The following is a 13534-nucleotide window of genomic DNA, read 5'->3' as shown; positions in this document are numbered from 1 at the left end:
CCGAGAGCCGAGAGCCGAGAGCACAGTAAATTCTGGAAATCAGTGTGTCAATGAACCCTAAAAGACATGTAAGCTCAAAATCTTTTGTGTTCAGGCAGAACATGATGGGGCAGCACTCTTCACCATGATGCAGGGGCACACATCAGCACCGTGCTCTCAAAGCAGATGCTGATGTCTGTATTTTCAGCCCTCGGCCCTCGGCGTAAAATAGGTCCATGCGGATCGTCCCCAGCGAGCAGGTGCAGGCCCTCGGCCACTGTGTGTACACCACCCTGCGTATTCATGCCCACCAGTTGCTGTACTGGGACGGGCACATGGAGCGGCTCAAATCTTCGATGGACTTTTTTGGCATGCAGCCTGAGATCCATCCAGAGCTGAAATCCTGGATCGAGGCTCAGACGCTCGAGCAGGGGTTGTGCCGCATCACCGTGACTGAGACGGAGGTGATGGTGTCCTTTCGGGGGTTCAAACCGATTCCCGAAAAGATCACCGTGATGCTGACAGATCAGGTGGTGCATCCTGTGCTTGGGTTGCACAAGACCGGGAACCATCTGCCTTACGCCCTGGCTGCAAAAGAGGTGCAGCAAAGTGGTGCATTTGAGGGCCTGATGTGGGACGCCTCGGAACAGTTTGTGGTGGATGGGACCCGTGCTGGATTCCTGCTGCAAAAGAATGGGTTGTTCTTTCAACCGCTGGGAGGCCTCCCCAGTGTGACCCGCGATGCGGCTTTGCGGGAAATGGGCATCCAGGCAGAGCACGTCTGGGTCACCCGAGAGGATCTTTTTTCTGCAGATCGGCTGTGGTTGTGTGGCTCGGGGATGGGGATTTTGCCTGTGGACACCCTCAAAGATCAGGGAGAGGAGCGTAATTTCACGTCCTCTCCCCTTCCGGTTCGGTCTGTGGGGCTTATTCCGCCACGAGCACCAGTGAACCGCTGAGCTGCACGCGCTCGGGGTTCACCTCTTCTCCGGTGATGGCGTTGCGGTAGGTTCCAGAAGGCAGGTCCAGTGAGATGATTCTGGGGGTGAGCTGGTTGCTGGCAGCGACCACCACGCGGTCCACCTTGCCACTGGCGTGGGTGTAGGAGCGCTCGTAGGCGATGGTGTCGTTGCTGCCCAGCAGGAAACGCAGGCTACCCTGTTGCAGGGCGATGTGGCTTTTGCGCAGTTCGATCAGCTTTCTGGTGAAGGCCAGCAGGTCGAGGTCCCACTCTTTTTCATCCCAGGGCATGGTGACGCGGCAGAAGGGCATGGTGCCTTCCTCGAACTGGGTCAGGCCGATTTCGGTGCCGTAGAACATGCAGGGAACGCCGACGTAGGTGTAAAGCAGGGACAGGGCGACCCGCAGTTTGTTCTTGTCGTTGCCGAGGCGGTACAGGGAACGGGCCACATCGTGGGAGTCGATCAGGTTCACCTGACTGAGGGCCACCTGGGGAGGGAGGGCCTGGTAGGCGTCCCACATCAGGTCCACGACTTCTTCAGCACGGGCCTGCACAGGCTCAAAGCGTCCATTGGCCTGGGCAAGCCATTCCATGATGGGCAGTCCGAAGCCGTGGTAGTTCATCACGGCGTCTTCTCCGCGTCCATCGAGGGCATGCTCGGCATCGAAGAAGCGCTCTCCAAAGATGAAGGCCTGGGGGTTTTCTTCTCTGGCGGCTTTCTTGAGGCGGCGGTGCACTTCAAGGTTGCCCTCGTCGGTGCCTTTGCGGCCAATCATCTGGGCGACATCCAGACGCCAGCCGTCAATTCCAGCCCTGAGCCAGTAGCGCACCACGGAGTTGGGTCCGTCAATGAATTCCTGGAAGGCCAGTTCGCTGGAGTAGTCCACTTTGGGGAGGGTGGGCACACCGAAGAAAGCCTCGTAGGTGGGGGTGTCACTGCCGTGCCAGGTGAACAGGGTGCGCTCGGGGATGGTGGGGTTGTAGAGCGCCTTCTGAAACATCTCGTGCAGATCGCCGGTGTGGTTGAACACCCCGTCCAGAATGATTTTGATGCCGGACATGTGGGCTTTTGCCAGCATCTCATCGAAGGCCCGTCTGCCGCCGAAGTGGGGGTCCACGGCGCGGTAGTCTTTGGTGTCGTATTTGTGGTTGCTGGGACTTTCGAAGATGGGGGTGAGCCACAGGGCATTGACGCCCAGATCGTTCAGGTATGGAATCGCTTCCGTAATCCCTTCCAGGTCGCCACCGTAATGGGCATGCACATCCCCCTTGCGGTCAGGTGGGGTCCCCCATTCGGCTTTCATCACAGGCTTGGGAACAAAGCGTTTTGCCCGTTCAGGGTCCACCCGGTTGTGCACTTCCACGGTTTCAGGAGCAGGATACAGGTACTCGTTGTCCCTCACATCTGCTTCGGTGTTGCCGTTTCTGAAGCGGTCCACGAAGATCTGATAGAAGCAGCTTTTGAAGACCCACTCGGGAACGGTGTGCTCTGCCAGATACTGGAAGAAGTCCCGGTAACCGCGTCTCACACGGGTGATTCCTGCCTGGGTGAAGTAGTAGGAATCGTTGTGGAAAGCCAGGTGCCATCCGTAAGGGGTGCGGTACTGGTGGAGGGGCAAGTCGGCCTCAAACCAGTGGCCTTCACCATCCACAGCAGGAATGGCACGGGCTTTCAGTTCGTTGATCTCACCACTGATGGGCAGCAGAAGTTGCACCGTCTCGGGTTTGCTGAGGGTCTTGAGGCGCACCTTCACGGTGGTTCCGAGTCGTCCTCCCAGAACTTCGGTGTATGCAGGTGTATGATCGTGCCAGACGCTGTAATTTTGGATCATGTCTTCCTCCTTGTTCGACAGAAAGGGCACGGCCTCTTTCTGGAGAGGTCGTGCCCTTTCTGGACAAGCGTTGCCTTCTGGTTTCCCTTTATTCTAGCCAAATCTGGAAACGCTTCAAGTGATTGAAATGGCTTAGTTGCGAATCAGGTCAAGGACAGCTGTCCTCTGTTGCAACATTTGCCTGAAAAAGCGCGTTATTCCTTCACACCACCGGCGACCTGCCCACCCACGAAGTACTGCTGGAAGGTGTAGAACAGGGCCACGATGGGCAGGGCACCGACCACAGAGGCCGCTGCGAAGATGCCCCACTTGGTGGAGAACTGACCGCTGGTGAAGGAACGCAGGCTCACACCCACCGTCCAGTTTTCCACCCCGGTCAGCACCACACTGGCCAGAATGAACTCGGCGTAGGTCCCGATGAACTGGTTCAGGAAGATGAAGACCAGCATGGGTCCAGAGAGCGGCAGGATGATCTGGCTGAAAACCTGCCATCTGGAAGCACCGTCCACCAGTGCGGCCTCTTCAAGGCTGATGGGGAGACCCTCCACGTACCCTTTGAAGATCCAGATGTTGAAGGCAATTGCCCCACCCGAGTAGGCCAGAATCAGGCCGGTGAAGGTGTTGGAAAGGTCAAAGTAGGAGAGCAGGAAGTACACGGCCACCAGACCGATCACGGTGGGGATCATCTGCAGGAACACGAAGGTCAAAAGGGTCTGGTAACGCCCGGGGAAACTGAAGCGGGCCACAGCATAACCACCCGTGGTCGCGAGCAACACCGTCATCACCCCCGTGATCCCGGACACCAGCAAGGTGTTGCGGATGTGCAGCAGGAACTTGTTCTCGTTGTCGGGACCGGTGAACTGGGCAGGGGTCAGGGTGAGGATCAAGAGGGCCAGGGAGCCCAGCAGAATCCGGGTGATCACCGCATGGGGCACTTTGAGGGAGCGGGTATCGCTGGTGATTCTGGAGTACAGGTTGATGACCAGCACAGCAATCAGAGACACAGCGGCCAGGATCAGGAATCCCCAGTGCCAGGGGGCAAGCTGGATGCCGTAGAACAGCTTCTCGTAGTTCTCCCAGCTGGTCTGACTGAAATCAGGCAGCACCTTGGATCGGATGAACACCGAGGCACTCTCGATGGGGCGGGTGTTGTACAGGCTGTTGCGGGGGTCAAAGCTCGCAGCAATCACGTAGAACAGGGGGTAGATGGTCGAGAAGATCACGATCCAGATGGCCAGGTGGGTCACCTGGTCGCCCAGCACAGCCCAGAAGCTGATGTTCTTGCGGCCCCGCACATTGCGCAGGAAGGTGGTGGTCAGGAAAGCGATCAGACCAATCAGGACCACTGCACCCAGCAGCCAGGTCAGGGCTGTCACCCAGCCATTTTCCACACGCACAATGGTCGGGAAAATGGGGGGTTTGTAGTGCTCAGGGCTGAAGAGCTGCATGCCCAGGTAGATCAGGAAGCCCAGAACCCCGATGCCAATGATCCAGGGCAGCGCTTTTTCGAAAATGCTGGGTTCTCTGACAACGTAGGGTTTGAACTGGGTGTCCTGTGACTTGTTCTTCTGTACACTCCCGCTCATTTCCTGGCCTCCTTAAAGACACCTGCGAACCGGAAGTTCACGATGCTCACGGCCAGGGTCAGGATGCCGATGATGATGGCAATCGCACTGGCGAGCGCGTAGTCGTTGCCCCCCTGGTTGGTGAAGGCCACGTTGTATCCCCAGGACAGCAGAATGTCGGTGCTCTGGGCGGTGGAGGTGCGGCCTTCCTGTGGGGGTCCCCCTGCGGTGAGCAGGTAAATCAGACCGAAGTTGTTGAAGTTGAAGGCAAAGCCGGACAGCAACAGTGGGGTGAAGGCACTGCGCAGCATGGGGAGGGTGATGGCCTTGACCTGCTGCCAGCGGTTGGCACCGTCAATGGAGGCCGCTTCGTAAAGGTCTTCTGGAATGCTGGCCAGGGCGGAAATGGTGGCGGTCATCATGAAGGGGAAGCCGAGCCACAGGTTCACAAAAAGAATGCTGATTTTCGCCCACAGGGGATCAATCAGCCAGCCGATGGGGTACATGCCCAGCAGGCCAAGCATCCGGTTGATCACCCCGAAGTTGGGGTTGAGCAGGGCCACCCACATCTGCACACTGATCACCACAGGAATGGCCCAGGGCAGGAACAGCAGGGAGCGGTAAAAATTGCGGAACTTCAGGCGTTTGTTGGCCAGCAAGATGCCCAGGGTGAGACCCGCAGCGGTGTTGATCAAAATGGTGGAGAGCGCGAAGACCACCGTCCAGATGAAGGTGGGGATCAGTTGAATGCTGGCATCCCGGAAAATTCCGATGAAGTTCTTGATGCCAACGTACTTGATCTGGTTCACGCGGGTGATCTGAACAAAATTCTGGTTTTCTGGGAGGGGTGCAGTCAGCGTGATGGTTTTGTCGTTCAGCGACTCCACACCTAAAAGAACAGGCTTGGTGATGTCCTTGATGAAGACAGCAGCTTTGGCCCCTTTGCAGTCCGCCGTTTCACAACGGAATGTGGCCTGCAGGGTGTCTTCACCAGGCTCGGTGACGGTGATGCTCTTGCGGTCCGGGCTGATGGAAGCAATCTCCATCATCACGCCGGAATCCGGGGTTCCGCCGTTCTGGCCGCTGTAATTGGTGAAGGCCAGACCCACGGTGAGGGCCAGGGGGAAGGCTGTAAAAGTCAGCACAAAGATGATCGCCGGAAGCAGGTAATACCAGTTGATCATCCAGGGGAACGCCCGCAGAATCACAACAGCCAGAGGCACCAGAATGATGGCCCAGTAAACCAGCAGCATGTAAGACGGTGCCTGTGGGAAGGAACTCGCCGTGATGTTGCCGATCAGCCAGGCGATGCCCAGGCTGGCAAGCAGCAGGACCGCGAGGATGCCCAGTGCCTGCAGCAGTCCTCGCGTACCTTGGGGGGGAACTTCAGTTCGAATGGTCATGGGTGGTCTCCCTGGGCAAGAGAGGCTGGGAGGTTTCCCCCCCCAGCCTCCGGGTTGTCAGGCTTACTTGATGTTGGACTTGATTTCCTTGACGGCGGCATCCAGGATCTTGCCGTAGTCAGGGCTGGGCTTGGAGGTGCTGAGGTTGACGGCGTTGCCCCAGGGTCCCCACACGCTGCCCATTTCGGGAACGTTGGGCATGGGGGTGCCCATGGCGATGGTCTTGCCGAAGCCGGCCACCACGGGGTCAGAGGCGAGGGCCTTCTTGGCCTTCTTGCTGAGGGGGATGCGTCCACCGGCTTTGTTGAACTCGGCCACGTTGTTGGAATCGACCAGGAACTTGGCGAAAGCAGCAGCTTCGGTCTTGGACTTGCTGTAGCTGTTCATGATCAGGCCCTGCACGCCGACGAAGGGGCTCCACTTGCCAGCGGCTCCGGGAGGGGTGGGGAAGGGCATGATGCCGTAGTCGATCTTGGCTTTCTTGATGTCGCCCATGTCCCAGGGTCCGGTGAGGAACATGCCGAGCTGGCCGTCCACGAAAGCGGACTTGGCGAGCTGGCCGTCCACACCTTCAGGGATCAGTTTGTACTTGTAGCGCAGGTCGTTCAGGAACGCCATGGCTTTTTCTGCACCAGCGTTGCCCACACCGAGGTCTTTGGTGTCGAGGGTTCCGCCGTTGTTCTTGAAGATGTATCCGCCGTAGGCGCTGATCACACCGTAGTTCATGTAGCTGTTGGTGAGGTCAGCCATGAAGCCGTAGGTGCCCTTGGCAGGATCGGTCAGGGTCTGGGCGGTTTTCAGGAAAGCAGCCCAGGTGGTGGGGGCTTTGGGGACCAGTTTCTTGTTGTACACAACGCCCACAGCTTCTGCGAAGAGGGGAACACCGAACAGTTTGCCTTTGTAGGTGAAGGCGTTCAGGCCGACTTTTTCGATGTCGGACTTGGCAGAGCCGGTGATGTACTTGTCCATGGGCTCCAGCACACCAGCAGCGGCCATTTCGCCGAGCCAGTCGTTAGGCACAGAAACAACCAGGTCAGGGCCTTCGCCTTTGGAAGCACCGTTGATCATTTTGGTCCTGATGTCGCCGAAAGGAACAGCGACCACGTCCACGGTGTTGCCGCTCTTGGCTGCGTAGGCTTTGGCCGCATCGTTCAGCCACTTGAGTTCTGCAGTTCCATAGTGGGTCCAGACGGTGATCTTGGCGGCCTGCGCACTTCCGAGAGCCAGGCTGAGCACAGCCATTGCAAGGGTTGCTTTTTTCATTGCACTTCTCCTTTACTGGTCGACTGACCCTTTTGGTAACGCTTCCACCTAATTTGGAAGCGTTTCACCCTAGTTGAATCAGTTGATACCTGTCACCCAATGTAACTCAGGTTGGTCTCAAGGTCAATCGTCGGGTGGAGTCTTCTGTGGGTATGGTGACCTAGACAAAATGATAGTTGAACCCTGTGCAAAAAGCAAGGTACGACGGACTTTAATGTCTTTTTATGCTACAAATCTGCTGCTCACCGGAGCTTAACCCCAGCTGAAATCCATGTTCTTTTCATCCAAAAATTGTAAGCTGTTGCCAGACCGACAAAAGTGACCAGATGGTAACATTGCCTTATGAAAGGCTCACGGCCGCTAGGGCTTTTGTTTCTGACCATTTTCATCGCCATGCTGGGGCTCAGCGTGCTCTTCCCGGTGCTCGCTCCGCTGTCCAAAGAACTGGGCATCACCACCGCCCAGACCACCTGGCTTTCCACGGTGTACAGCCTCGCACAGTTTCTGAGTGCACCCTGGTGGGGTCACCTGTCGGAAACCCGTGGGCGTCGCCCCATCCTGATTCTGGGCCTGATCGGATTTGCCATCTCATTTGGACTTTTCGGTTACATGGCCCACCTGGGCATGGAAGGCGTTCTGACGGGAACCCCTCTCCTGGTGGCCCTCCTTGCTGCCCGCGTGGCCGGAGGTCTGCTTTCCAGTGCAACCTTGCCCACCGCCCAGGCCTACATTGCAGACATCACTCCACCTGAGAAACGTGCTGGAGCCATGGGGCTCATCGGCGCAGCTTTCGGTCTGGGGATCATTTTTGGTCCTGCCATCGGGGGCATCCTCTCCCAGGGAGGAAACCTCCTGATCCCCATCTTTTTCTCCTCAGGACTTGCCCTCATCACTGCCCTGACGGCTCTGGCCATCCTCCCTGAGAGCATTCACCTGCGCCCCAAAACCCAGGACAACAAAGCGAAAGTCAGCTTCCTGAGGGGCGAAATTCCGGTTCTGCTGGTGGTGTCCATGCTGACCACCCTGGCAAGTGTGGGCATGGAGCAGACCATCTCCTTCTACATCCAGGACAACCTGAAGATCTCTGGTCCAGAGGCCGTGAAAACCATCTCCATTGCTCTTTTCATTTTTGGGATGGTTGCAGTGGCTGTGCAGGGAGGCCTGATCCGGGTGCTGGCCAAAAAGATGCCCCAGTCCACCCTGATCTGGATTGGGCTTGCCGTGATGGGGGCCGGAATGCTGTTGATGCCTTACATGCACACCTTCTGGAGCATCACTTTTGCGCTCTGTATGATTGGCTTTGGCAGCGCCTTCATCGGACCCAGCATCTCTGCCGCACTTTCCCTGCAGGTGGCAGCCAACCAGCAAGGAAGCATCGCTGGAGTCAACAGTTCTGCCACTGCTCTGGGACGCATGACAGGACCCATCATTGCCGGTTATCTGTACCAGTATGTTTCTCCTGGCAGCCCTTACCTGTTCTCTGGAATTGTGTTGATGGTGCTCCTGGTGGTCTCACTGGGAAGCCTCAAAACTCAAAAGCCTGCTGTCACAGCGCATTGATTTGAGTTTTGATCCAGGAAAAGTCAGGGGTACGTGTCCACCCTGACTTTTTTTCATGACCCAGTTGTGCTAGCCTGTCAGGCAATCGGGTGGGTCTTCCACAGCCTGCCACAATTCTTCACTGTCATCTCACGGATCTTCAGGCTTGTGCTTCTGTGTCACAACCTGCGGTTTCTCAGTTGCATTGAATGCTAGAGCAGAAATCTGGTGCTTTTTTTGTCGGTGTGTCCGTTGAATTTGCTTTTCAAAAAACCACATCAGGTGGGAACTTTGAGTTCTTCTCATCAAAGGTTTGTCTTCTGAATGGAAACAATCATTCGCAATCTGATTTTTTGTCAATGATCGTGCTGTTTCTTCTCGAATCTGTTTCTTTTGCGCCGCCTCTGCAACAGATCTGTCCATCAAGAAAAATTCCGTGCTTTATACCTTATATATGCCCTGCAAAATCTTCAGGGTTTCGGCTGAATTTCTGCTCTGCTGCACCGGGTCCAGCAAAACAGAAATCGGGCCCCCTGAGGAGCCCGATTTTGCTTTAATCTGTCGTCTCAGACGTTGAATCCAAACATGCGCATCTGGCGCTTGCCATCGTCAGACATTTTTTCAGTGGTCCATGGTGGAGTCCACACGAAATCCACGTTGACCCTGGTGACCTCCTCCAGACGCATCACTGCAAGTTCAGCATCTGCACGGATCATGTCCTGCACCGGGCAGCCGACGCTGGTGAGGGTCATTTCGATGTCCACCACACCATCTTCGGAAATCTGCACGTCGTAGACCAGACCCAGATCCACCACATTCACCGGAATTTCGGGGTCCTTGACCACCTTCAGCGCTTCAAGCACCTGTTCGACCGTTGTCATTTCATTCTCCTCTCACGTGGGGCAATCCCTCATTCACCCAGGCCATGGTGCCTCCGGCGAGGTTGACCACATTTTCATAGCCCTGCTCTTTGAGGAAACTGCCTGCCCTTGCACTGCGGGCACCGCTGCGGCAGATCATCACCAGTTCCCGGTCTTTTGGGATCTCGGTGTAACGCTGCTGAAATTCAGAGAGGGGGATGAGCTCTGCACCTTCAGCGTGCACCTCGCTGTACTCTCCCGTTTCACGCACGTCGATCAGCAGGGCACCTGCCTGAACACGGGCCAATCCTTCCTGTGGACTCACGTCTTCAATCATGGCTTTCAGCATAACAAAGACCTGGGCAGCAAACAGTCCGTGGGTTACACTGCCTGTGTGAAGCACCTGCTGGATCTCCGTGATGAACTGGATCGGGAGGCAGAACCCCTCTCCCTGTATTTTGAGGATTTCAGATCCCTTGCCCTTGAACTGTCAGACATTGAGGCGGGTCAGTACGAACTGGACAGAACCCTCCAGTATCTGGTGGTCTGTGAAGTGGGCCAGAAGAGCAAACTGGCCGTGATGTACCTGCAGTCTGATGGCATTGGCGCAGATCATCTAGAAGGAGGAATTCTGGGGTTGCGCAAAATGGTGGAACAGGAATTCACCCTCCCCTATTCAGATGAACGGTTCAGACAGTTGCTGGAACATCCGGGGGTGCGGTTTGTTTCCAGAAGTGGGGATGCTCTGGTGTTTCGGGGAAGAATTTCAGCTGAAGAGCTTGCATCTCTGGCGTGATCCACCCCACCATTCTGTTTTAAACAAAACACCTTGAAATGGGTATGCCCTTGAAGTTTCTGGATCTGGGACAAAAAACATCCCTTGAGAAGTGTAGGGGAGGATTCTGGCAGATCTTTCTGCTGCAGTTGTGCTCCACAACCCCATCTTTTGTGGCCTGCAGAGGTGCAGGAATGTTTATTCCTGCCTCATTTGTGCACTTCCCCCTCCACATCAATCTGTTTATAGCGTAAAATAGAGGGAATGGAAGCCGACCTCACTTTACGCCCCAGGTCCCTTGCGGACTATGTCGGGCAGGAAAAAGTCAAAGAAAAACTTGCAGTCTACCTGCAAGCCGCCAAAACCCGGGGGGAGGCGCTGGACCACACGCTGATCTTCGGACCTCCCGGACTGGGGAAAACCACCCTGGCCCACATCATCGCCCATGAAATGGGTGTCAACATCAAAGTGACCTCCGGGCCTGCCATCGAAAAGCCTGGAGACCTTGCAGCAATCCTCACCAACAGCATCGAAGAAGGGGATGTGCTTTTCATCGATGAGATTCACCGTCTTGGGCGCGTTGCAGAAGAGCACCTGTACCCCGCGATGGAAGACTTCAAGCTGGACATCGTGCTGGGTCAGGGACCTGCGGCCCGCACCATCGAGTTGCCCCTGCCCAGATTTACGCTGGTGGGAGCCACCACCCGTCCAGGCCTGATCACAGCGCCCATGCGTTCTCGCTTCGGGATCATTGAGCACCTGGAGTATTACACCCCGCAAGAACTCGCCTGGGGCCTCACCCGTGAAGCCACCCTCAACGGGTACATCCTGTCTGAGGAGGCCGCTCTGGAAATTGGTGCCCGTTCCCGTGGCACCATGCGCATTGCCAAGCGTTACCTGCGCCGGGTGCGGGATTACGCGGTGGTTGCGGGCGAAGTGGACATCTCCCGTGAACGTGCAGAGAAAGCCCTCGACCTGCTCGGTCTCGACTCCGCAGGCCTTGACGAGCGCGACGTGAAACTGCTGGACATCCTGATTCACCGTTTCAACGGTGGACCTGTCGGTCTGGACACCCTCGCGATTGCCATGAGCGAAGACGCCAACACCCTGGAAGACGTGTACGAGCCTTACCTGATCCAGCTTGGCTTCGTGAAACGCACCCCCAGAGGGCGTGTGGCCACCGTGCGGGCCTATGAGCATCTGGGCCTGCCTGTGCTGCACTACGAGGAAGAGGAATTCTGAGGGTTCTGCCCTGAAGTTCTGCACGCTCACGTCCTGCACAGCCCACAATTAAGTGTTGTCTGACACAATAAAAATGCGCACTTCCCCTCTGAGCGAAGTGCGCATTTTTTGCACATAAAGTCAAGCTTCCCCCTCTCTATTTACAAAGGGGGGATGCTTTAAGATAGAATGACAACCCCGAACAAGACGGGGCATGTTTGCGTGTGAACAAAACGACCACTCGGGCCGACCTCTGGTTGGGCTGCACCTTGAAGAAAGACAGGCATGGGGACCAAAGAAGAAATCAAAGCCAGGCTGAACCTCGCCGACCTGATCGGGGAGTACGTTCGCCTGACCCCTGCCGGAAACGGCAGGTTCAAGGGCCTGTGTCCGTTCCACAAGGAGAAATCTCCTTCATTTAATGTTGACATCAACCAGGGTTACTACTACTGCTTCGGGTGCAAGGCTGGTGGAGACGCCTTCAAATTCCTGATGCAGGTGGAAAACCTCCCTTTCAGTGACGCCCTGCAGAAACTGGCAGACCGCACCGGGGTCAAGCTGGATTTCAGCACCACCGAGAAAAAACAACGGGACCTGTTTGAGATCAACGAGATGGCCCTCACCTACTTCAGGCAAAGCCTCCACAAGCCCGAAGGCCATGATGCTCTGGGCTACCTGTACGCCCGTGGCCTCACCGAGGAGAGCATCACCCAGTTTGAACTAGGGTACGCCCCTGGTGGGTGGGATGGCCTGATCAAATTCTGCAAGTTGCAGGGTGTACACGAGGCGCAACTGCTGCAGGCAGGCCTGCTTTCTGAAGCCCCAGACACCGGGCGCGTCTATGACCGCTTCCGCAACCGGGTGATGTTCCCGATTCGGGATTACCTCGGGAGACTGGTGGGCTTTGGTGGACGGGTGCTGGACGACAGCAAACCCAAATACCTCAACACCCCCGAAACCGACATCTTCAAGAAAAGCGAACTGCTCTACGGGTTCAATCTGGCCCGTTCCCTGGCCCAGAGCACCCACGAAATTGTGGTGGTGGAAGGCTACATGGACGTCATTGCCATGCACCAGTGGGGCTTCAAGCAGGCCGTGGCCACCCTCGGGACCGCCCTGACAGCAGAGCACGGCGCACTGCTCGCCCGTCAGGGCATCCGCACCGTGAAACTGATGTTCGACCAGGACAGCGCTGGACAGAAAGCCACCCTGGCCGGTCTGGACCAGATGCTGGGCAGCAAATTCCTGATCTCCGCCCACCAGGTCCCGAGTGGCAAGGACCCTGCAGACGCCCTGCAGCACGGGGACACCGACAGCATCAAGATGGCCCTTTTCAAAGGCCTGACCGAGGTGGAGTTCCGCATCCAGCATGCCATGGGCCAGTTTGACCTGAGCACCACCGAGGGCAAACGGGGCTTTCTGCAGATGTTGCTCCCCAGAATGCAGAACCACGACCTCATCGATGAGGTGGCCGCCAAGATCCGTGCCCGTGTTGCCGAAGCGCTGGAAATGGACGAGCGCAAACTGGCCGAGTGGGTGGAATCCCGCGCCAAACGCAAAACCCTTTCCGACGTGCAGGTGCAGGGCATGGTCAGCCAGCACACGCAAGAAGACCGCCGGGAACTGTTCATGGCCCAGCAGATCCTGCTGGACCCCACCCTGCTGCAGAAAATGGATGGGAACAGCCCTTTCAGAAACAAACTGGTGGAGGAAATCATCCGGGTGGCCCGCGAAAAACCCTCAAGAGAGGCCATTCTGGACCACTTCAGAGGACGCCCCGAAGAGAAAATCCTGCTGGAATTCCTCTTTGAGAACCCTGCTGCCCACATTCAGGCGCAACATCAGGACATGGTGGAACGCCTCAAGGACATGCAGGAGAACGGCATCGTCGAGGCCGAATCCCTGCGCACCGAAACCCAGATGAAAGAAGAAGTGGCCAGATTGAAAAAACAGCTGCTGGCTGCAGATCCCACCCAGCAGATTCAATTGCTAAGGCAAATTGGGGACCTGCAAAAAGCCATTGAAGCCGAAAAACGTGGACGCATGATGCGGCCCAAGGCCTGAGAAACAGACCGTTCACAGTGAACAGTTGACAGCAGAAAGAACAATGACAGGCAAATCAGTGGAACTGTTGAA

General features: G+C 56.6%; 12 protein-coding genes. 5 read left to right on the top strand and 7 right to left on the bottom strand.

The genetic code is table 11. The features are described 5' to 3' along the window. Positions 1-215: 215 nt before the first annotated feature. Entirely contained in the window at positions 216-938 is a 723-nt protein-coding gene (locus DC3_RS13620) for an aminotransferase class IV (RefSeq protein ID WP_146885161.1), read from the top strand. Here DC3_RS13620 and DC3_RS13615 read toward each other — a convergent pair. The 4 genes from DC3_RS13615 to DC3_RS13600 all read right to left on the bottom strand — a co-directional run bounded on the left by DC3_RS13615 (position 907) and on the right by DC3_RS13600 (position 7003). Then, on the bottom strand, positions 907-2772 hold the full coding sequence (locus DC3_RS13615) for an alpha-amylase family glycosyl hydrolase (protein ID WP_146885159.1): 1866 nt from the start codon (positions 2770-2772) through the stop codon (positions 907-909). The genes DC3_RS13620 and DC3_RS13615 overlap by 32 nt on opposite strands. 194 nt (positions 2773-2966) lie before the next feature. Then, a complete protein-coding gene (locus DC3_RS13610) occupies positions 2967-4358 on the bottom strand; it encodes a sugar ABC transporter permease (RefSeq protein WP_146885157.1) in 1392 nt (463 codons plus the stop codon). Next, positions 4355-5740: an ABC transporter permease subunit gene (locus DC3_RS13605; protein ID WP_146885156.1), complete on the bottom strand. Its 1386-nt coding sequence runs from the start codon at positions 5738-5740 to the stop codon at positions 4355-4357. The genes DC3_RS13610 and DC3_RS13605 overlap by 4 nt, the downstream gene beginning before the upstream one ends. Before the next feature lie 63 nt (positions 5741-5803). Then, the gene (locus tag DC3_RS13600) at positions 5804-7003 is read right to left on the bottom strand and encodes a sugar ABC transporter substrate-binding protein (protein ID WP_146885154.1); all 1200 of its coding nucleotides are present in this window, start codon (positions 7001-7003) and stop codon (positions 5804-5806) included. Positions 7004-7345: 342 nt separating this feature from the next. On the opposite strand from DC3_RS13600, the gene DC3_RS13595 reads away from it, so the two are divergent. Beyond that, on the top strand, positions 7346-8563 hold the full coding sequence (locus DC3_RS13595; protein ID WP_146885152.1) for an MFS transporter: 1218 nt from the start codon (positions 7346-7348) through the stop codon (positions 8561-8563). A gap of 129 nt (positions 8564-8692) precedes the next feature. Here the strand turns inward: DC3_RS13595 and DC3_RS13590 are convergent, their stop codons facing one another. The 3 genes from DC3_RS13590 to DC3_RS13580 form a co-directional block, all read right to left on the bottom strand. Next, on the bottom strand, positions 8693-8965 hold the full coding sequence (locus DC3_RS13590; protein WP_146885150.1) for a hypothetical protein: 273 nt from the start codon (positions 8963-8965) through the stop codon (positions 8693-8695). Between the two features lie 143 nt (positions 8966-9108). Continuing rightward, positions 9109-9423 (bottom strand): metal-sulfur cluster assembly factor, encoded by a 315-nt coding sequence (locus DC3_RS13585; RefSeq protein WP_146885148.1) that lies wholly within the window; start codon positions 9421-9423, stop codon positions 9109-9111. 1 nt (position 9424) lies between these two features. Then, positions 9425-9739, bottom strand: a complete 315-nt coding sequence (locus tag DC3_RS13580; protein WP_246130660.1) for a rhodanese-like domain-containing protein — start codon at positions 9737-9739, stop codon at positions 9425-9427. A 57-nt stretch (positions 9740-9796) separates the two neighbouring features. On the opposite strand from DC3_RS13580, the gene DC3_RS13575 reads away from it, so the two are divergent. From DC3_RS13575 to dnaG, 3 genes are all read left to right on the top strand, one after another. Further along, a complete protein-coding gene (locus DC3_RS13575; RefSeq protein ID WP_146885144.1) occupies positions 9797-10198 on the top strand; it encodes a rhodanese-like domain-containing protein in 402 nt (133 codons plus the stop codon). A gap of 243 nt (positions 10199-10441) precedes the next feature. Next, on the top strand, positions 10442-11419 hold the full coding sequence (ruvB, locus tag DC3_RS13570) for a Holliday junction branch migration DNA helicase RuvB (protein ID WP_146885142.1): 978 nt from the start codon (positions 10442-10444) through the stop codon (positions 11417-11419). A 264-nt stretch (positions 11420-11683) separates the two neighbouring features. Further along, positions 11684-13462 carry a DNA primase gene (gene dnaG / locus DC3_RS13565; protein ID WP_146885141.1) on the top strand — a complete coding sequence of 593 codons (1779 nt, stop codon included), beginning with the start codon at positions 11684-11686 and terminating at the stop codon, positions 13460-13462. The last annotated feature ends 72 nt before the right edge of the window (positions 13463-13534 follow it).

It is taken from the genome of Deinococcus cellulosilyticus NBRC 106333 = KACC 11606, from assembly GCF_007990775.1.
Classification (GTDB): Bacteria; Deinococcota; Deinococci; order Deinococcales; family Deinococcaceae; genus Deinococcus_C; species Deinococcus_C cellulosilyticus.
Note: the sequence above shows the minus strand (reverse complement) of the source record. Positions and strands in the feature narration are given on the sequence as shown.